19 protein-coding genes and 1 tRNA gene are annotated in these 19605 nt (G+C 65.3%); 10 read left to right on the top strand and 10 right to left on the bottom strand.

Going from position 1 to position 19605, the window contains the following annotated elements; all coding sequences use genetic code 11:
* Positions 1 to 74: 74 nt before the first annotated feature.
* Positions 75 to 1847 carry a sensor domain-containing diguanylate cyclase gene (locus tag AC3EC3_RS10540; protein WP_488489568.1) on the bottom strand — a complete coding sequence of 591 codons (1773 nt, stop codon included), beginning with the start codon at positions 1845 to 1847 and terminating at the stop codon, positions 75 to 77.
* A gap of 159 nt (positions 1848 to 2006) precedes the next feature.
* Here AC3EC3_RS10540 and AC3EC3_RS10535 point away from each other — a divergent pair, with 159 nt between their 5' ends.
* The 7 genes from AC3EC3_RS10535 (at position 2007) to AC3EC3_RS10505 (ending at position 7043) form a co-directional block, all read left to right on the top strand.
* Positions 2007 to 2423 (top strand): secondary thiamine-phosphate synthase enzyme YjbQ, encoded by a 417-nt coding sequence (locus AC3EC3_RS10535; RefSeq protein WP_488489567.1) that lies wholly within the window; start codon positions 2007 to 2009, stop codon positions 2421 to 2423.
* Between the two features lie 45 nt (positions 2424 to 2468).
* The gene (locus AC3EC3_RS10530) at positions 2469 to 3341 is read left to right on the top strand and encodes a cytochrome b/b6 domain-containing protein (protein WP_488489841.1); all 873 of its coding nucleotides are present in this window, start codon (positions 2469 to 2471) and stop codon (positions 3339 to 3341) included.
* Positions 3338 to 4114 (top strand): molybdopterin-dependent oxidoreductase, encoded by a 777-nt coding sequence (locus AC3EC3_RS10525; protein ID WP_488489566.1) that lies wholly within the window; start codon positions 3338 to 3340, stop codon positions 4112 to 4114. Before AC3EC3_RS10530 ends, AC3EC3_RS10525 begins: the two co-directional genes overlap by 4 nt.
* 156 nt (positions 4115 to 4270) lie before the next feature.
* The gene (locus AC3EC3_RS10520) at positions 4271 to 5650 is read left to right on the top strand and encodes an L-serine ammonia-lyase (protein ID WP_488489565.1); all 1380 of its coding nucleotides are present in this window, start codon (positions 4271 to 4273) and stop codon (positions 5648 to 5650) included.
* A 102-nt stretch (positions 5651 to 5752) separates the two neighbouring features.
* Positions 5753 to 6460, top strand: coding sequence for a CDP-alcohol phosphatidyltransferase family protein (locus AC3EC3_RS10515; protein WP_488489564.1), 708 nt, complete (start codon positions 5753 to 5755; stop codon positions 6458 to 6460).
* A gap of 134 nt (positions 6461 to 6594) precedes the next feature.
* Positions 6595 to 6780, top strand: coding sequence for a hypothetical protein (locus AC3EC3_RS10510; RefSeq protein WP_488489563.1), 186 nt, complete (start codon positions 6595 to 6597; stop codon positions 6778 to 6780).
* An 80-nt stretch (positions 6781 to 6860) separates the two neighbouring features.
* Positions 6861 to 7043, top strand: a complete 183-nt coding sequence (locus tag AC3EC3_RS10505) for a hypothetical protein (protein ID WP_260925340.1) — start codon at positions 6861 to 6863, stop codon at positions 7041 to 7043.
* A gap of 83 nt (positions 7044 to 7126) precedes the next feature.
* Here AC3EC3_RS10505 and wecC read toward each other — a convergent pair whose 3' ends face one another.
* Both wecC and wecB read right to left on the bottom strand, forming a co-directional pair.
* On the bottom strand, positions 7127 to 8428 hold the full coding sequence (gene wecC / locus AC3EC3_RS10500) for a UDP-N-acetyl-D-mannosamine dehydrogenase (protein WP_488489562.1): 1302 nt from the start codon (positions 8426 to 8428) through the stop codon (positions 7127 to 7129).
* Positions 8415 to 9557 (bottom strand): non-hydrolyzing UDP-N-acetylglucosamine 2-epimerase, encoded by a 1143-nt coding sequence (gene wecB, locus AC3EC3_RS10495; RefSeq protein ID WP_488489561.1) that lies wholly within the window; start codon positions 9555 to 9557, stop codon positions 8415 to 8417. The genes wecC and wecB overlap by 14 nt, the downstream gene beginning before the upstream one ends.
* A 100-nt stretch (positions 9558 to 9657) precedes the next feature.
* Here wecB and dcd point away from each other — a divergent pair, with 100 nt between their 5' ends.
* Both dcd and AC3EC3_RS10485 read left to right on the top strand, forming a co-directional pair.
* Positions 9658 to 10212 carry a dCTP deaminase gene (gene dcd / locus AC3EC3_RS10490; RefSeq protein ID WP_260925346.1) on the top strand — a complete coding sequence of 185 codons (555 nt, stop codon included), beginning with the start codon at positions 9658 to 9660 and terminating at the stop codon, positions 10210 to 10212.
* A 91-nt stretch (positions 10213 to 10303) separates the two neighbouring features.
* The gene (locus AC3EC3_RS10485; RefSeq protein ID WP_488489560.1) at positions 10304 to 10840 is read left to right on the top strand and encodes a DoxX family protein; all 537 of its coding nucleotides are present in this window, start codon (positions 10304 to 10306) and stop codon (positions 10838 to 10840) included.
* Between the two features lie 153 nt (positions 10841 to 10993).
* On the opposite strand, the gene AC3EC3_RS10480 is transcribed toward AC3EC3_RS10485, so the two are convergent.
* A complete protein-coding gene (locus AC3EC3_RS10480; protein ID WP_488489559.1) occupies positions 10994 to 13159 on the bottom strand; it encodes a transglycosylase domain-containing protein in 2166 nt (721 codons plus the stop codon).
* Between the two features lie 159 nt (positions 13160 to 13318).
* Here AC3EC3_RS10480 and AC3EC3_RS10475 point away from each other — a divergent pair.
* Positions 13319 to 13394 (top strand) — tRNA-Val (locus tag AC3EC3_RS10475).
* A 105-nt stretch (positions 13395 to 13499) separates the two neighbouring features.
* On the opposite strand, the gene AC3EC3_RS10470 is transcribed toward AC3EC3_RS10475, so the two are convergent.
* The 6 genes from AC3EC3_RS10470 to AC3EC3_RS10445 all read right to left on the bottom strand — a co-directional run bounded on the left by AC3EC3_RS10470 (position 13500) and on the right by AC3EC3_RS10445 (position 19473).
* The gene (locus AC3EC3_RS10470; protein WP_488489558.1) at positions 13500 to 14645 is read right to left on the bottom strand and encodes a GGDEF domain-containing protein; all 1146 of its coding nucleotides are present in this window, start codon (positions 14643 to 14645) and stop codon (positions 13500 to 13502) included.
* A 103-nt stretch (positions 14646 to 14748) separates the two neighbouring features.
* Positions 14749 to 15198 carry a MaoC family dehydratase gene (locus tag AC3EC3_RS10465; RefSeq protein WP_488489557.1) on the bottom strand — a complete coding sequence of 150 codons (450 nt, stop codon included), beginning with the start codon at positions 15196 to 15198 and terminating at the stop codon, positions 14749 to 14751.
* Between the two features lie 21 nt (positions 15199 to 15219).
* Entirely contained in the window at positions 15220 to 15696 is a 477-nt protein-coding gene (locus tag AC3EC3_RS10460; RefSeq protein WP_488489556.1) for a GNAT family N-acetyltransferase, read from the bottom strand.
* Complete coding sequence (locus AC3EC3_RS10455) at positions 15693 to 17534, bottom strand: acetyl/propionyl/methylcrotonyl-CoA carboxylase subunit alpha (RefSeq protein ID WP_488489555.1); 1842 nt, start codon at positions 17532 to 17534, stop codon at positions 15693 to 15695. Before AC3EC3_RS10455 ends, AC3EC3_RS10460 begins: the two co-directional genes overlap by 4 nt.
* Positions 17531 to 17866, bottom strand: coding sequence for a DUF3088 family protein (locus AC3EC3_RS10450; RefSeq protein WP_488489554.1), 336 nt, complete (start codon positions 17864 to 17866; stop codon positions 17531 to 17533). Before AC3EC3_RS10450 ends, AC3EC3_RS10455 begins: the two co-directional genes overlap by 4 nt.
* 5 nt (positions 17867 to 17871) lie before the next feature.
* Entirely contained in the window at positions 17872 to 19473 is a 1602-nt protein-coding gene (locus AC3EC3_RS10445; protein WP_488489553.1) for a carboxyl transferase domain-containing protein, read from the bottom strand.
* Positions 19474 to 19605: the final 132 nt, after the last annotated feature.

Below are 19605 nucleotides of genomic sequence, written 5' to 3'. Positions count from 1 at the left end.
CTCGCCTTTGTCGTGCCGGTGTTGATAGCAAGTGCGCGACGCAGCGCAAACGGGATGCCGCCGGTGCGCGAAAATCACGCCGCCAGACACATCCGGTTTCGGCCCGCCTGCTTGGCCTCGTACAAGGCGCGATCGGCTTCCTGCAGCAACTCATAGCAATCGCCCTGCGCATTCAGCGCAGCCAGCCCGATGCTGACCGTCACCGGCCCGACCTGCAACGGCGACCAGTCTATCGCGGCGACGGCCAGACGCAGCCGTTCGACCGACATCGAGGCGACCGGCAGCAGCGCACCGGGCAGGACCAGCACGAATTCTTCGCCCCCGATGCGCCCGACCAGATCGCTGCCGCGCAACATCTGACGGCAGGTCTGCGCGACCGTGCGGATGACGATATCCCCCACCGCATGCCCGAAGGTATCGTTCACCGATTTGAAGTGGTCGATATCGAGAATCCCCACCGCCAGCGGCGTCGCGCTGTTCCGTGCGCGTTCGAACTCCTCTTCGAGCACGGTGATCGAACGGCGACGGTTGGCGATGCCCGTCAGGGGATCGGTCTGCGCCAGTTCATTTGCACGCTGGGCCTCGGATTCCGCGACGCGCTGCGCCTCGGCGATCTGCATCGTCGCCAGCACGCGGTCGGTCACGTCCTGGAAAATGCCGAATATCGCGATCGGGCGTCCGCCCTCATCGCATTCGATCTCTCCGCGCGAATAGACATGGCGCAAACCGCCATCTGCACGCAGGATACGCGCATCAAATTCGAAAGAGGCATGATCGGCGATCAGCGCCGTCACGAAATCCTGCACCATCGCCCGGTCGTCCGGGTGGTAGAAATTGATCGCATCCTCGACCAGCGGCAACGGGCCGTGTTCGGACAGACCGTGAATGCGAAACACCTCGTCCGACCAGTACAACTGGCCGCTCTGAAGCTCCAGCCGCCAGTGGCCGACCTTGGAAAACTGCTCGGACAACTCCAGCCAGCGCATCGTGCGCGCGATCTGTTCATAATGGCGCTGGCGGGTATTCAGCAGCGCCGCCAGCGGCATGGCCGAAAGCAGCAACGTCAGCAGATAGAACTGGAAGAACAGGATCGCCGAAGCCTGATTGGGCGCTTTCAGAAGGGGAATCGGCCCGATGTTCAGCCATGTGGAAACCGAGCCGACCACCGCGATCAGCAGCACGCTGTACGTCGCCCCGCGCGCACCTTGCAGGTATGTCGCGAAGATCACCGCCGCCAGCGGCAGGTACAACACCGGATAGCTCGACTGCCCGAAGACCAGCAGCGTTGCGATCAGCACCGCCAGTGCAGTCAGCACGGTCTTGCCGCGTCCCTCGCCCGAAGCCCCGTGGGCCGCTGCCGGACTGCGCACGAAGCTCAGGATCGCGGGCGTCACGATCATGATGCCAAGGCTGACGGTCGATATCCACGAAAGCGCGAATTCGTCCGAATACTGCCCTGTCGCCAGGCTCGAAACCAGCCCGCTGGCAACACCTGCCGTGACTGCCGCAAAGCAGAAGCGCGCCACCGAAGTCAGGTTATAGAGCGAATCCTGATGGCTGCCGATCCGCCGCATCAGCAGCCAGGCGATGATCGGTTCGGTCACATTGGCGCATGTCAGGCCCAGCGATGTCGGCAGTGACGAGCCCATTATCGTGTTGGCGGTCATGCTGGCGATGGCGACGGCCAGTGCTATCCAGCGGCGCTGCCCCTTTCGGGCAAGGATCATCCCTGCCACCGCGATCCCGCTCGACGGCCAGATCGCCGCGATACCGTCCACCCCGCGCGTGAGCGACAGCGATGCGATGGCCGCAACGCAGTACGCGGTGCTCACGATGACGGGAAGCACGATCAGATGTAGCAGGCGGGACGAAGCTGGTGCCATCTCAGGGAAGACTTTTGCGCGATCTTGGTTAAATTGTCTTGAATATTGTGCCTGTCGCCTAACGCAGGATTGCGAAAGCACCGAGTTTGCGCAGGCCGATCAATTTTTCCGGCAGATGCGGCAATGCAACAATCGAGCACAATCCTTTCCTTCGAAACCCGCGGGCGCGCGCTGCACGACATAACGCGCGAAATCGCGAGCTGGCAGCGGGATACGGGTATTCGCGAGGGGCTGCTGACCCTGCTGTGCCGCCACACCTCGGCCTCGCTGCTGATCCAGGAAAACGCCGCGCCCGAGGTTCATCTCGATATCGCCGCATGGTTCGAGAAGCTGGCCCCGGAAGGCCCCGGCTATGCCCATGACGACGAAGGGACGGACGACATGCCCGCGCATCTTCGCGCCATCCTGACCGGCGTCTCGCTGCAGATCCCGGTGATCGACGGGCGACTCGCGCTCGGCACATGGCAGGGCATCTATCTGGCCGAACACCGCCGCCGCCCGCACCGGCGCGAAATCGCCGTCCATCTGATCGGCGCGTGATCGCGCGACTTGACCGGGCCCGCCCCGCTCTCCACCTTCCCCAGCATGGACGCGACCGGAGAGCCTGCCCCTGATGGCCTGCCGCAAGCGGGCTCGCTGGTCCGTCGCCACCGCCTGTCGACGAGACTGTGGCACTGGATCAATGCGGTGACGCTGCTCATCATGTTGATGAGCGGGCTGATGATCTTCAACGCACACCCGATGCTTTACTGGGGGCAGTACGGCGCCAACTATGACCATCCGTGGCTGAAGATCAGTTCGGCCCGCACCGGAACCCGCGAGTTCGGCTATCTCCAGATCGGGCAGGTCCGGGTCGAGACCACCGGCACGCTGGGCCTGTGGCGCGATCCGCAGGGGCAGATCCAGCGCCATGCCTTCCCCGGATGGGCGACGATCCCGAGCCGCTACAGCCTGTCCGTCGCACGGATCTGGCATCTCGCCTTTGCCTGGGTACTGGCGCTGGGGCTGCTGCTCTATCTGCTGGTCTCGCTGGCGAACCGCCACCTGATACGCGACATCCATATCCGTCGCCACGAATGGCACCCCCGCCACCTCGCCCGCGAGATCGCCGACCATGCCCGGCTGCGCTTTCCCCAAGGGGCTGCCGCACTGCGCTATAACGCACTCCAGAAGATCGCCTATGCCGGGGTGCTGTTCGGCCTGCTGCCGCTGATGATCCTGACCGGGCTTGCCATGTCGCCAGGCACCGACGCGTGGCTTCCGCTGGCGGCCGAGGTGTTCGGCGGGCGCCAGTCGGCGCGCTCGGTCCATTTCCTGTGTGCCTTCGCGCTGGTCGCCTTTGTCATCGTCCATCTGGCGATGGTCCTGCTGGCAGGGCCGATCAACGAGCTGCGCGGGATGGTGACCGGCTGGTATCGCCTGCCCGGCGAGGCCTCGGCCAAGAAGCCCGAGGTATGAGCCCGCCCCTGATCACCCGGCGCAAGCTGGTCGGCAGACTGGCGGGCGGCGCGGCGCTGGGCGGCGGATCGCTGCTGCTGTCCGGCTGCGACAAGCTGTTCGACAACCGCACCTTCCGCGCCACACTCGAATCCGCGCAAGACCTGCATGAGGCGACGCAGCGCCTGTTCGGGCGCAATGCGCTGGCGCAGGAGTTCACGGCGGCGCAGATGTCGCCCAACTTCCGGGCCAACGGCAGCCGCGAAGTCGCCGATCCCGCCTATCAGGCGCAACTGGCGCGCGGCTTTGCGCAGTGGCATCTCGCGGTCGGCGGCCTCGTCGAGCAACCGCTGTCGATCTCGCTCGAAGCCCTCAAGGCGCTCCCCCAGCGTACCCAGATCACCCGGCATGACTGTGTCGAGGGCTGGAGCGCGATCGGCCAGTGGACCGGGCCGCAACTGGGCGCCGTGCTGGCGATGGCAAAGCTGCAACCGCAGACGCGCTACATCGTGTTCCACTGCGCCGACCTCTACCACGGGCGGCCCTATTACGAATCGATCGATCTGGCCGATGCTTTCCACCCGCAGACGATCCTCGCCTGGGCAATGAACGGGCGACCGCTCGAACAGGCGCACGGCGCCCCCTTGCGCCTGCGGGTGGAGCGGCAGCTGGGCTACAAGCACGCCAAGTTCGTCACCCGGATCGAGGCCGTCACCTCGCTGGCCGGGATCTATGGCGGCCGGGGCGGTTACTGGGAGGATAACGGCGCCTACGCGTGGTATGCGGGAATTTGACGGCGCACATCACTGGCCCCCTGTGCATCCTGCGCCGCTGGCCCATTGCAACTTTGCCGCCTTGCCCTAATCCCTTCCCGCCTGACGACACGCGAAATGGACTCGCGGCACCATGGCGAAAAACAGCATGACCACCGATAGCGGGCGCGCGGCCCGATGATTTCCGCGCTCGACCTGTTCCGCATCGGGCTCGGCCCGTCCAGTTCGCATACCGTCGGGCCGATGCGCATCGCCACGCGGTTTCTCGAAACGCTGGCCGACGATGGCGTGCTCGATACCGTAGCGCGTATCCGGATCGAGCTTCAGGGCTCGCTGGCGCTGACCGGCGATGGCCACGGCACGCCGGACGCCTGCCTGATGGGCCTTGCCGGCTTCCGCCCCGAGACTGCCGAGCCTGACGAGGCCCACGCCGCCGCCGCGCGCATCCGCGCCGAAAAGCGCGTTGCATTGCTGGGCGCTCGGGACATCGACTTTGATCCCGCCACCGATCTCGTGCTCGATTTCGACTGCATTCCCGATCTTCATCCCAACGGCATGGTGCTCACCGCCTTCGATGCAACGGGCGGCGAACTGGCCCGGCAAGACTATTTCTCGACCGGCGGCGGCTTCTATTCGACGCGCCAGCAACTGGAACGTCCGGTGGCCGACGATCAGGTGCCGGGCGGGCCGCCCGTCCCTCACCCCTTCGGCTCGGGCGAGGAACTCCTGGCCGTCTGCAAGGCCAGCGGCCTCGACATCGCCTCGGTCATGCTCGCGAACGAGACCGTGCGCCGCCCCGAAGCCGAAACGCTGGAAGGCCTCGATGCCATTGCCGATGCGATGAACACCTGCATCGATCGCGGACTTCAGCGCGATGGCCTGCTGCCCGGACGCCTCGGCGTGCGCCGTCGTGCGCGCTCGATCCACCAGAAGCTGATCTCGCGCCCGCAGGACAATCAGGCCGAAACGCTGATGGACTGGCTCAACCTCTATGCCATGGCGGTAAACGAGGAGAACGCCAGCGGTGGCCGTGTCGTCACGGCGCCCACCAACGGCGCGGCGGGGATCATCCCCTCGCTGCTGCGCCAGTATTGCAGCGACGGTAACATCGCGGTGCCCGCCAAGGCGCGGCGTTATCTGCTGACGGCGGCGGGAATCGGCCTGCTCTACAAGCAGCGCGCCTCGATCTCGGGCGCGGAAATGGGCTGTCAGGGCGAGGTCGGCGTTGCCTGTTCGATGGCGGCAGGTGGCCTCGCCGCCGTCTGGGGCGGCACGCCCGAACAGGTCTGCGCCGCTGCCGAAATCGGCATGGAGCATAACCTGGGCCTTACCTGCGATCCGGTGGGCGGGCTGGTGCAGATCCCCTGTATCGAGCGCAATGCCATCGCCTCTGTAAAAGCCGTGAACGCCGCCAAGCTGGCGCTTCACGATGGCGAAACCCCGCGCGTCTCGCTCGATCAGGTGATCGAGACGATGCGCCAGACGGGGCTCGACATGTCCAGCAAATACAAGGAAACCAGCCAGGGCGGCCTTGCGATCAACGTGGTGGCCTGCTGAAAATAAAGGACAATTCCTCCCGGCTCTCGCACTGTCCCAAACCGGCCTGCGCCCACGGCAGGCCGGGCTTGCCAAGTCTTCGTTCTGTCACGATAAGGCGCAATGCATAGCCCGGCCCCGCAAGCGATCGACCGTATCCAGCAGAACTTCCTCGCCAAGGGTGAGCGGCGACTGCTCAACTGGCTGTGCCCGCGTATGCCGAAATGGGTGTTCCCCGACCTGCTGACCGGGATCGGCATGTTCGGCGCGCTGCTGATCTTCGCCGGTTACACCTCCAGCCTGCTGAACGAGGACTGGCTGCTGCTGTGCCTGCCCGGCTACGTGATCCAGTGGTTCGGCGATTCGATGGACGGCAGTCTTGCCCGCTTCCGCCGGATCGAGCGTCCGCGCTACGGCTATTTCCTCGATCACAGCTGCGATGGTCTCGCGACGTTCCTGATCCTCGCCGGGATCGGCTTCAGCCCTTACGTCCGCCTCGACATCGCGCTGATTGCGCTGGTCGGCTACCTGCTGCTCTCGGTCCACGCCTTCCTTGCCGTGCGCGTACTGGGCGAGATGCGCCTGTCCTACCTGTCCGCCGGGCCCACCGAACTGCGCTTCGTGCTGATCGGCCTCACGCTGTCGATGCTGATCTTCGGCGATCGCCAGCGCGACATGACGACGATGACCACGTTCGACTGGTTCGTCGGCACCGTCGGCGTAGTGCTGCTGATCCTCTTCGTCGTCCAGACGATCCGTTCCTGCCGCGAACTCGCACGTCAGGAAAAGCGCAATCCCGGCCCGATTCCCAACGCATTCGGTCAAGACTGAGTCTGTCCGGCGGGGCTTTACCCCGCCCTGCGACAGACCGACCGGTATCTGCGATGCCCCGGCTCCCTTGAACGGACATTCCGTGCTTGAGAGCCTTGCGACGGGTGCGACCGTCTCGAAAAAGGTATCGTCACGTGAAGAACATCCATATCGCCCTGATTTCCGCGCTTTCGCTGGGCGCCGCGCTTCCGGTGGCCGCGATCGCTGCCCCTGCGCACAAGGTCGAGACCCGGAAGGTCGTCGTCAAGAAGACCCCGGCCAAGAAGGTCTCCTGCCGTTACGTGGTGAAGAACCACAAGAAGGTGAAGGTCTGCAAGTAAGGGATTGGTCCCGTCTGCAACCTAAGGGCAATCCCGGCGTTACATCCGGCATCGTCCATCAGGAAGGGATAACGGACACCATGACCAAGACCATTCTGGCCGCCGCCGGCGGCACGCTTGCCGCTGCTGCAGCGCTTCTCGCCCTGGCTCCGGCCACCGCTTCGGCCCGTCCGCACGACGGCGCCTGGGCGCGCCATCATCACCGTGTGGTGTGCCACACCGAGTGGCGCCATCATCACCGCGTGCGCGTCTGCCATCGCTGATCGCGCAGGGTACACCCGATGCACGAAGGGCCGGTCCATCAGGACCGGCCCTTTCTGTATGTGCGCCTGATGCAGCGAAACGGTCAGACGGCAAGCCGCAGCTTCGCCTCTTCCTCGCGCACGACACGGGGCTGATCGGGCCAGATGCCGCGCGTATCGTAGACCAGCTTGTCCGCGCGCTCGGCCAGCGGCACCACGCGGAACACGTCGTGGTCGACCAGAACGATCAGGATATCACAGGTTTCCAGCGCATCGTCGATGTCGATCTGCGCGACGCCGGTATCCTTGAACTCCAGCGGCAGTTCGGTGGCATAGGGCTCGACCACGCTGATCCGGCTGCCGAAGCGGCGCACCAGTCGGCTGGCGACGAAGCGCGCCGGGCTCTCGCGGAAATCGTCAATGTTAGCCTTGAACGCGAGCCCCAGACACGCCACCCGCGCCTCGGGATGGGCTTCCAGCAGCGCCTCGGCACGAGCCACAACATGGTGCATCTTGCCGTCGTTCACACCGCGCGCGGTGCGGATCAGCGGCGTCTCTTCGGGCGCGCTGTGGACGATGAACCACGGGTCCACCGCGATGCAGTGGCCGCCCACGCCCGGCCCCGGCGACAGGATATTGACGCGCGGGTGCCGGTTGGCGAGGCGGATCACCTCCCACACGTCCAGCCCCATGCGGTCCGCCACCATCGACAGTTCGTTGGCGAAGGCGATGTTGACATCGCGATAGGCGTTCTCGACCAGCTTGGTCATTTCCGCCGAACGAGCATCCGTTGTCACGCACTCGCCGCGCACGAAGCGCTTATAGAACGACAGCGCCTTGCGCGCGCAGCGCGGTGTGATGCCGCCGATCGAGCGGTCGTTGTTGGTCAGCTCTTCCAGAATGCGGCCCGGCAGCACGCGCTCGGGGCAATAGGCGATCGAGATGTCGGGAATCTCGCGCGTCAGGCCCGGTATCTTCAGATCGGGTCGCATCTCGGCGATCATGTCGCGCATCTGCTCGGTCGTGCCGACGGGCGAGGTTGATTCGAGGATCACCACGTCGCCTGCCTTGAGCACCGGCGCGATCGTGCGCGCCGCCGAAAGCACATAGGAAATGTCAGGCGCGTGGTTCTCGTCAAACGGGGTCGGCACCGCGATCACGAAAACGTCTGCGGGTGCGACCTCGATCGAGGCCGAAAGCAGTCCCCGCGAGACCACGCCCTGCACCAGCCCATCCAGATCGACTTCCTCGATATGGATCTCGCCGCGATTGATCGTGTCGACTACGCGTTGCGACACGTCCAGCCCCAGCACCTTGCAGCCTGCACGGGCGATCACCGCCGCCGTGGGGAGGCCGATATAGCCCAGCCCCACGACACAGACGTCAGGCTTGTTATCCGATTTCATTCGCCAGCAGCTCCACGATACGGCGCGCGCTGTCTCCGTCACCGAACGGATTGTGAGCGCGGGCCATGGCCTCGTAGGCATCCTTATCGTCGAGCAGGGTTGAAATTTCGGAAACGATGCGCGCTGCATCGGTCCCGACCAGTTTCGCGGTGCCTGCCTCGACGCCTTCCGGCCGCTCGGTCGTCTCGCGCATGACCAGGACCGGGCGACCGAGCGCCGGGGCCTCTTCCTGCACGCCGCCCGAGTCGGTCAGCATGATGTCCGCGATATTCAATAGCCTGGCGAAGTGCGGATAGTCGAGCGGCTCGATCAGCGCGACGTTGTCCAGCCCGGCCAGACGCTCGTTCATGACATGGCGGACGTTGGGATTGAGATGCACCGGGAAGATCACCGCCACATCGGGCCGCTCGGCGATCTGGCGAATCGCCTGCGCGATCTGCTCCATCCCCTCGCCGAAATTCTCGCGCCGATGGCTGGTGACGCCGATGATGCGCTTACCTGCGAAGCGCTGCTCCAGCGCCGCGAGGTCGCCCGCCAGCTCGGGGCGCTTGCCGATCTCGCCGCTCACCCAGTGAAGCGCGTCGATCACGGTATTACCGGTCACATGGACGCGCGCAGGGTCGATATTCTCGTTGATGAGCGCGGCGGCAGCAGTGGCGGTCGGCGCGAAATGCAGGCTGGCCATCGCGCCGATGATCTTGCGGTTCACCTCCTCGGGCCAGGGGTGATAGATATTGTGGCTGCGCAGGCCCGCCTCGACGTGATCGACCGGGATCTTGCGATAGTAGGCCGCAAGCGCCCCTGCCATCGCCGTCGCCGTATCGCCCTGCACCACCACCCGGTCGGGCGAGACCGCATCCATCACCTGTCCGAGGCCGGTGAGCAGCGTCGCCGTCAGCCCGTCAAGCGTCTGGCCCGGCTGCATCACGTCAAGGTCATGGTCGGGCACGATCCCGGCGATCTCCATCACCTGATCGAGCATCTGGCGATGCTGCGCCGAAACGCAGACCACGCATTCGAAGCGTTCATCTGCCTTCAGGGCGTGGATCAGCGGGAACATCTTGATGGCTTCCGGGCGGGTGCCGAAGACGACGAGAATGCGGGCAGGTGTGCAGGCAGGGCTGGTCATGGCGCCAAGGCGTACCATCCTTGTGTTAAGCTTGGAATAAAGCCCGCGCACGCTGGCGGGGGGAGTGGACAAACTCCCGCGCATCGGCAAAGCAGCGAATATGTCTATCCTCAGCGACAAGTGGATCCGCACGCAGGCCCTCGAAACCGGCATGATCGAGCCGTTCGTGGAAGGCCAGCGCCGTGACGGCTGCATCTCCTACGGTCTTTCGTCCTATGGCTACGATGCGCGCGTGGCGGACGAGTTCAAGATCTTCACCAATGTCGATTCGGCAGTGGTCGACCCCAAGGACTTCGCCAGCAACTCGTTCGTCGATCGCAAGACCGACGTCTGCGTGATCCCGCCCAACTCCTTCGCCCTCGCCCGCACCGTGGAATACTTCCGTGTGCCGCGCGACGTTCTGGTGATCTGCCTCGGCAAGAGCACGTATGCGCGCTGCGGGATCATCGTGAACGTCACCCCGCTGGAGCCCGGCTGGGAAGGCCACGTCACGCTGGAGTTCTCGAACACCACGCCGCTGCCCGCCAAGATCTATGCCAACGAGGGCGCCTGCCAGTTCCTGTTCCTGAAAGGCAACGAGCCGTGCGAGGTCAGCTATGCCGACCGCGCGGGCAAATACATGGGCCAGCGCGGCGTGACGCTCCCCCGCCTTTAAGCGACAGCACCGACTTTTCCGCGTCCGGAACCTGACGACACTCCGGACGCTTCTCTCTCCACATCGGGTAAAAACCCATGGGAGAGAGTCGATGTCGAAACCCATTGCCATTCTCGGACGGATTCTACTGGCGCTGATTTTCGTGGTCGCCGGAGCACGGATGCTGCTCACCCCCGGCGAAGCGAAGCTGGCGCTGCTGGGGGCGGGCCTGCCTGTCAGCTTCACGCTGATCGCCGGACTGTTCCAGTTGATCTTGGGCCTATGCCTCGCTTTCGGGTTCGCCGTGCGGGCCGTTTCAGTGCTGCTGGGCCTGTTCTGCGCCGCAACGATCCTGTTCTTCCACCACCGCATCGACGACCCGATGCAGGTCAGCGCGGCGCTACGTGATCTTGCGCTGATCGGCGGCTTGATGCTGGCCTTTGCGCACAGCCACATGTGGCACCACTACTACGCCCTGCGCGAAGCCCGCCGCGAGGATCTGGCGACGCACGATGCCGAGTTGCGCGCCCACGAAGCGGAACTGCGCGCCGCGCGGGCCGAGGCAACGCATCCCCATGCCCAGCCGGTTACGCACGTTACGTACGACGCAGCGCCCATCGTGCGCCGTCGCCGCTGGTGGGACTGTTGAGAGTCTGCTTGGGAAATGCCCGAGCGAGCATTTCCGTATGCGGCACTGGCCCACGCCCCCACCCTACCACCCGCAGGATACTACCGTTGGGTGGTAGGGTGGGGCGTGGGCCAGTGCCGCGAAATTCGCATTCCGCGAATTTCCAAACAATCGTCAGTCCCCCTGCGCCTGTGCATCCTGCGCAGGCGCAGGTGTGGCGGGCGGCTTGCCGGAGGTCGGCGCCGGGCTCGGCAGACCGCTGGGGTTGACCAGCGGCTGGCCGTTCAGGTTCACCCCGTTTTTGTCGATCCGCACGTCCAGCGGCACCCCGTTGATCGAGCCAGACATCGAGGCGCTACCGTTGTCGATATGGAGGTTGCCCACCTCCACCGGCACATCGCCCAGATCAGGCACGTCGAGCGGCTGGACAGGGCCTCCGGGGTTCGGGCGCGGCCTGGGTGCGGCCTGCTCGCCCAGAGCCTGGCGCATGAAGTGGCCCCAGATCTGCGCAGGCGCACTGCCGCCATGGATGCCCTTGAGCGAGGAGTTGTCGTCGTTGCCGACCCACACGCCCACCACCAGATCGCCCGAATAGCCCACGAACAGCGCATCTCGGTTATCCTGACTGGTGCCGGTCTTGCCGAAGTTGGCCGCGTGCAGCATCGCCGCGCGCCCGGTGCCGTGGTTGATCGCCCCGCGCAGCAGTTGCTCCATATTGGCATGGACTTTGTCCGACAGGCTGTGCCGTCGGTCGAGGAACCAGTCGTACCAGTGCGACGGTGGCACCGGGAACGCCGTGGGCGTCACTGGGAAATGATTGCCCGCCACACCCGCATAGGCCGAGGTCAGTTCCAGCAGCGTCATCGAAGCCGTGCCCAGCGCAATGCTGGGATCGCCGCTGGGCAAAGGCGAGGTCACACCCAGTTCGCGGGCCATGCCGATCACCGCATCGTCGCCGACGTTCTGGAACAGCCGCACCGCCGCGACATTGCTCGATCGCGCGAAAGCATCGGCCAGCGTGATCGTCCTGGAATAGTGGCCACTGGCGTTCTGCGGACGGTAGCTGCCGGTGGTGAAGGCGGTGTTGTCGATCGTGTCCTCGGGCGTCCAGCCCTTGCGCAGCGCGGCAAGGTAGACGAACAGCTTGAAGGTCGATCCCGGCTGGCGGCGCGCCTGCGTGGCGCGGTTGAACGGGCTGTCGGCATAATCCTTGCCGCCGACCATCGCCACGACCTCGCCATTGGGATGCATCGCCACCAGCGCGACCTGCGCCTTGCCGAGCCCGGCACTGGCGATGGCATCGCGCGCAGCGATCTGCAGCCGCGCATCGAGCGTGGTGGTGTAGTTCTGCTCGGCATAAGTGCCCGGATCGAGCTTGCGCGCCTGCGGCAGCGCCCAGTCGGCAAAGTAGGTACCAGTCGGCAGATTGCTCGCCATGCGCACGTCGAGCTTGGGATCGCGCACCGCATGGGCCGCGCCTTGCGTCACATAGCCATTGTCGGCCATCGCCTGCAGCACCAGCCGCATGCGCTTTTCCGCCAGATCGTAGTGGCTCGACGGTGCCAGCGAGGACGGCGCCTTCATCAGTCCGGCCAGCATCGCCGCCTGTCCCAGCGTCAGGTTCTCTGGGCGGCGGTGGAAATAGTGCATCGCCGCCGCGCGCAGACCATAGGTGTTGTCACCGAAGTAGGCGTTCGACATGTAGCGTTCGAGGATCTGGTCCTTGGTGAGCCAGGCCTCCAGCCAGAACGCGATCAGCACTTCCTGCCCCTTGCGCACCAGACTGCGGCGCGGCGAGAGGAACGTGAACTTGGCAAGCTGCTGGGTGATCGTGCTGCCGCCCTGCGTCGAGCGGCCGATCAGGTTGTTGAACGAGGCGCGCGCGATGCCGCGCGGATCGATCCCCCAGTGCGAATAGAAGCGCCGGTCCTCGATCGCCACGAAAGCCTCGGGCACGATCTTGGGCAGCTTGGCGATCTCGACCGGCGCGGCCACGTCGGCGCCGTTGCGCGCGATCGGCGTACCATCCGCCGCCAGCAGGGTGATGCGCGGCGGCGTGATCGGTTGCAGCGATTTCGACAAGGGCGCGGTGATTGCCAGCCAACCAACCAGCACGATGAACACCGCCAGCAGTCCTGCCAGAATGCGTGGCGTCCAGCGCCATACCCGGCGCCAGCGCGAAGGACGCGGCGCAGGCGTCGCCGCGACGCCGCCGTTCGGCTGCATCGCTGCGGTCGCGACAGGAGCCACACCACCCGGCGGCAGCGGGGCTTGAGCCTCGCTCTGGGGCTGAGCCTCGGCCGGGGATCGTCGGGAGCGGAAAGGAAACAGGCTTTTCATCGTCCCGAGCGCTTGTAGCCTATTCCCTCAGCCTTGATAACTCGGCTCGCGCACCGAACCTGTGCGGAACCACAATGAAGATTGATGCGCCGGGAGGCATTGACGACAGCGAAGAATTCCACCAATAGCCCGACCTCACGGTTTGCCTTCACAGGCTCCGGGCGATTAGCTCAGTTGGTAGAGCATCTCGTTTACACCGAGAGGGTCGGCGGTTCGAGCCCGTCATCGCCCACCATTTTTCCAAGTGACACAGCCGCTTCCCGCACAGCGCCGAAAATACCCAGTCTGGATCGACGCAGGTGCGATCCCAGTCGACGAAACACGTTTTCTGCGTCGTCTCTCAGGCGATAGCCGCGAAAGACACGACGGTTTCGGACGGCATATCGCTCTCGCCGTTCGACCATGATTGATTACGGCCGTTACGCTTGGCCTGATAGAGACTGACATCGGCATCGCGCAGCAACCGATCAATCTCCACCTTCTCATCATAAGCCGCACAGCCGATGCTCAGCGTACCGCTATTGCCGGATTCAGTGTGGGCGACAAAGCCTTCGCACAGCTCGCGGGCGAAACGCGCCGCCTCGATCTCGTCCATTCCCGGTACGAGCATCGCAAATTCATCGCCTCCCAGCCGGGCAACGATAGCGCCAACGGGCGCGCGGCGGCGCAGGAAACCACCAAGACGGGCCAGATGCTGGTCTCCGGCAAGGTGCCCGAAGCGATCGTTGATCGATTTGAAATGATCGACATCGAGAATCAAAAGCGCGCCGCAGCCGCCTTCCCGACGCAAGGCCAGACTTGCCCTGAGACGGAAACCTCTACGGTTGAACAGGCCGGTCAGCGAATCGATCTCCGCCAGTTCCATCGCCTGCGATTCGCGGCGCTGTCGCAGCACGCCAGCGATCGACATGGCCAGTGCGACCGCAACGAACACCCCTTCGAACAGCGAAAGAGTCACCATAACGCCCTGATAACGCGCCAGATCGACAAAAGCGCCCGGCACAAAGGCGCACACGGCCTTGATCGCATAGAACCCGCCGTGAGCCGCCAAGGTAGCGCCCAGCATGCGGCGCTCGCGATTCGCAGCCGGTGTCAGGAGCAGCCGGGCTGCGGCCAGACAGAAGATCGAGACGAGCCCGGCATTGACGAGCGAATAGACCTGATCGCGATAATCCGATGCCGGAACGAGCAGAAGTCCGGCCGCACAGAGCCACAGCATTGTCAGCCATAAGCGCGAGATCGGACGTGAAGCGAACGAAGCCGCGCCGCGCAGAAAGAAATAATGCGCCAGCGGGACCATGGTGTTGGCGAACCAGATACCGACCAGGAACGAGACACCTTCTCGCATCGGCGCGATCGTGCAACCCACCGCGATGCAGGAAAAACCCAGAGAAAATTCAAGGAGAAAGCGCTCACGCAATACGCGCCATTCCAGTATCAGGAACACCGCTGCAACGAACGCGATGGCGTCCGTCAGCAGCATCATGGTTTTGGCATCGACATGCATTTGGGCTGGCCCCGTCCCTGATCCTGCGCCGACCCTTAGGGAATCATCGTCAACAAATCGTTCATTACCATAATTTCATCGCTCAACCGTGCGCCTTGAGGAGGACAGAGCGCAGGCAGAAAAGCACGCAGATGCCGTTCTGGTTCGTCATCTCATGCCGGAACACCACGATTCCCTGACCGGGCCGCGATTTCGAGGGGCGCAGGCTGACCACCTCGCTCGAACAGGTCAGCGTATCGCCAACGAAAACCGGCGCGGGCGTGCGCACTTCGTCGAAGCCCAGATTAGCCACCAGCGTGCCCAGCGTCGTGTCCGCCACCGACAGCCCCACCGCCAGACTGAAGGTGAAGCACGAATTGACGAGGATGCGCCCGAACTCGCTGGCGCCTGCCGCCTCAGCATCCAGATGAAGCGGCTGGAGGTTATGGGTGAGCGAGGAGATCAGCAGGTTGTCCGTCTCGGTGACGGTCCGCGAGGGCGCATGGACCACGCGGTCGCCCACCTGCCACTCGTCGAAATACCGACCTGCCATCGCCCCGCTCCCCTTCTTTCCTCAGGCCAGCATCAGCTTGAAACCGGCGTGGCTCTTTTCCCACCCCATCTTCTCGTAGAAACGGTGGGCATCGGTGCGCGCCAGGTTCGAGGTGAGCTGCACCAACAGGCACCCGCGCTCGCGGCAGCGCTCCACCGCCCATTCGATCATGCGGGAGCCGAGCCCCTGCCCCCGCACGCTCGAATCGATTCGCACCGCCTCGATCTGGCCACGCCAGGCGCCACGCATGGCAAGGCCCGGCAGGAAGCTGATCTGCATCGTGCCGACCAGCCGCCCGTCGATCTCGGCCACTGCCAGCATCTGGTCGGGCGCGGCATCGAGCACGCGGAAGGCATCGAGATAGGCAGCGTCGAGCGGCAGTTCCGGTGCCTCGCGATGGCTGGCCATCTGGTCTTCGGAGAGCATCGCGACGATGCCGGGAAGGTCCGCCTCGCGCGCAGCCCGCATGACAAGCTCGCTCATGCCCAGAGCGCTCATGCCGGAGCCACCCGCGCAAGCAGCGCCTCGACCTGCACCTGCGCGCCCACCGTGACCGTCAGTTCCTCGACCGTTCCGTCGAACGGGGCCGTCAGGACATGTTCCATCTTCATCGCCTCCAGCGTCAGCAGGGCCTGCCCCGCCACGACGCCTTGCCCCGCTTCGACCGCGACGGCAACGACCTTGCCCGGCATCGGCGCCAGCACTGCGCCCGATCCCGCAGAGGCGGCGCCACTCGCATCATGGCGCCAGGGCGACAGGCGCCATGTGTAGCCCTCCTCGCTCAACAGCACGGCGTCGAGCGTCGCTTCGCCATCGCCCTGTGCCGTGATTTCGACAGGCTCGCCTTCCAGCAGGAACAGCGCCTTGTCGGCTTTCGGTGCGTTGAGGCGAAATCCGGCCAGCGGCCCCGGCGGAAGCAGTGCTGCGGCTGCGACGGACAGAGCTTCATCGGAAGGGCGCCCCGGCACGCACAGACTTTCCCCCTCGCGCGTCAACAGACCGGTATCTACCGTCCCTCCACGGAAATCGGCGTGGTCCAGCACCCGGACGAGGAAGCCTGCGTTGTTGCGCACCGGCCAGACCACTGTCTCGGCCACGCCATCGCGCAATGCCGCCCGCGCTGCCTCGCGATCCTCACCCCATGCGATCAGCTTGGCGATCATCGGGTCATAGAACGGCGAGACTGTATCGCCTTCCTCTACCCCCGTTTCGACGCGCAGATCCTCCCCGAAATCGAGGGCTTCCAGCCGCCCGGTAGCGGGAAGAAACCCGCGCACCGGATCTTCGGCGTAGAGCCGCGCTTCCATCGCCCAGCCGTTGATGGAGAGTTGCTCCTGCTTCTTCGGCAGCGCCTCTCCCGCCGCAACGCGCAGCTGCCATTCGACCAGATCGACGCCGGTGATCGCCTCTGTCACCGGGTGCTCCACCTGAAGCCGGGTGTTCATTTCCATAAACCAGATGCGATCCGCGCGCAGGCCTTCGGAGCCATCGGCGATAAACTCGATGGTGCCCGCGCCGACATAGTCGACCGCCTTGGCCGCGCGCACCGCCGCTGCGCAGAGCGCCTCGCGCGTGGCCGCGTCCATGCCGGGAGCCGGGGCTTCCTCGATCACCTTCTGGTGGCGGCGCTGGAGCGAGCAGTCCCGCTCGAACAGGTGGACCACATTACCCTGCGTATCGCCGAAGACCTGCACCTCGATATGGCGCGGGCTGGCGACGTATTTCTCGATCAGTACCTTGTCGTTGCCGAAGGCGGCAGCGGCCTCGCGGCGGCACGAGACCAGCGCTTGCGCAAAGTCCTCCGCTGCATCGACGCGGCGCATGCCCTTGCCGCCGCCGCCTGCCACCGCCTTGATCAGCACCGGATAGCCGACCTCTGCCGCCGCTTGCGCCAAGCGTGCCTCGCTCTGGCCCTCTCCGGCGTAGCCCGGCGTCACCGGCACCCCGGCTTCGGCCATGCGGCGCTTGGCTTCGTCCTTCAGACCCATCGCCTCGATCGCGTGGGGCGGCGCGCCCACCCAGACCAGCCCTGCCGCCGTGACGGCGCGGGCGAAATCGGCATTCTCCGAAAGGAACCCGTAGCCCGGATGGATCGCCGTGGTCCCACTCTCTTTCGCCGCCGCCAGAATCGCCGCAACGTTCAGGTACGATTCGCGCACCGGTGCCGGACCGATGCGCAGCGCCATGTCCGCCTCGCGCACATGCAGGCTCTGCGCGTCGGCATCGGAATAGACCGCCACCGTGCGGATGCCGAGGCGTCGCGCGGTGCGGATCACCCGGCAGGCAATCTCGCCGCGATTGGCGATAAGCAGCGTGGGAAGAAGGCTGGATATCATGGATGGCGTTCCGGGAAATGGTGCCGGGTGTGCAGCGCCTTCAGCACCGCCTCGATATCGTTGGCAAAGCCGCCCTCGGCAAAGGCCAGCGCAGGCAGGTTCTGGTTCGCCTCGCCCAAGCGCTCGACCACCGCCGCGCGCGGGCGCGGCCAGCCAACGCGCACCACCTCGATATTCGCTGCCCGCTCGGGGAACAGTGCCAGCAGGCCCTCCACCGTCACGCAGTCCTTGCAGTAGAAGCGGCGATCGCGTCCTGTTTCGGGTGAGGCAAATTCCGGATCGGCCCAGTCGGTATCGAGGACGAAAAGGGTATCGTGAGGCGTAGCAGTCATCGAAGTCACATCCTGAACAGGCCGAAGCGGGGGTGTTCGGGCACCGGCGCGCGCAGGCAGGTGGCGAGCGCGAGGCCGAGCACATCGCGGCTCTGCACCGGATCGATCACGCCGTCATCCCAAAGCCGCGCCGTCGCGTAGTACGGGCTGCCCTCGGTTTCGTACTTCGCGCGGATCGGCGCCTTGAACGCTTCGGCTTCGGCAGGCGTCCAGTTCTCGGCATCGCGGTGGACAGTGGCGAGGACCGAGGCCGCCTGCTCGCCGCCCATCACCGAAATCCGCGCATTGGGCCAGGTGAACATGAAGCGCGGATCGTAAGCCCGCCCGCACATGCCATAGTTGCCCGCGCCGAAGCTGCCGCCGATCACCAAGGTAATCTTGGGCACGCTCGCGGTCGCCACTGCTGTGACCAGCTTGGCGCCGTGCCGGGCGATCCCCTCGGCCTCGTATTTCCCGCCGACCATGAAGCCCGAGACGTTCTGCAGGAACAGCAGCGGCACCCGGCGCTGGCAGGCCAGCTCGATGAAATGCGCGCCCTTGGTGGCGCTCTCGGAAAACAGCACGCCGTTGTTCGCCAGGATCGCCACCGGGCGCCCGTGGATATGCGCAAAGCCGCAGACCAGCGTCGCACCGTACAGCGCCTTGAACTCGTGGAATTGCGAGCCATCAACCAGCCGGGCGATCACCTCGCGCACATCGTAGGGCGCGCGCACGTCCTCGGGGATCAGGCCGTAGAGGTCATCCGCCGGGTAGAGCGGCTCGCGCGCCGGGATGCTTTCCACCGCCGGCGCAGGATCGGGCGGCAGATGGCTGGCGATATCGCGCAAGATGCTGATCGCATGGGCATCGTTCTCGGCAAGGTGATCGGCGACACCGGACTTGCGCGCATGGAGATCGCCGCCGCCCAGATCCTCGGCGCTGATCTCCTCACCGGTCGCGGCTTTCACCAGCGGCGGCCCCGCCAGAAAGATCGTGCCCTGCTCGCGCACGATCACCGTCTCGTCGCTCATTGCCGGCACGTAAGCCCCGCCCGCCGTGCAACTGCCCATGACGCAGGCGATCTGGGGAATGCCCTGTGCGCTCATCTGCGCCTGGTTGAAGAAAATCCGCCCGAAGTGATCGCGATCCGGGAACACCTCGGCCTGATGCGGCAGATTCGCGCCGCCCGAATCGACGAGATAGAGGCACGGCAGACGGTTTTCCTGCGCGATGGCCTGCGCGCGCAGGTGCTTCTTCACCGTCATCGGGAAGTAGGTGCCGCCCTTCACCGTCGCATCGTTGGCGAGGATCATGCAGGTTCGGCCCGAGACGCGCCCGATCCCGCCGATCACCCCGGCGCCGGGCACTTCGTCGTCATAGAGGCCGCCCGCAGCGAGTTGCGCGATCTCCAGAAACGGCGATCCGGCATCGAGCAGCCGCTCCACCCGCTGGCGCGGCAGCAGTTTGCCGCGCGCGACATGGCGCTGGCGGGCCCCTTCGCTGCCTCCGAGCGCGACTTTGGCCACTTTGTCACGCAAGTCCTGCGCCAGCGCGCGATTGTGTGCGGCGCGCGCCAGCGCCTCGGGCGAGGCGGGGTCGTAGCGCGTGGGGATGACCGGCGCACTCATACGCGGCCACTCTTCTGAAGGGCAACTTTCAGCAAGACCCTCTTCCCATTCATGTCTTTACCGTGACGGCTTGTTATCCAGCAAGGTAAGCACTTTGCAGGGCACTTGCCAAGGCCCCGTGCGTTACCCCGC

The organism is Novosphingobium sp. BAM6 (assembly GCF_057784955.1).
Note: the sequence above shows the minus strand (reverse complement) of the source record. Positions and strands in the feature narration are given on the sequence as shown.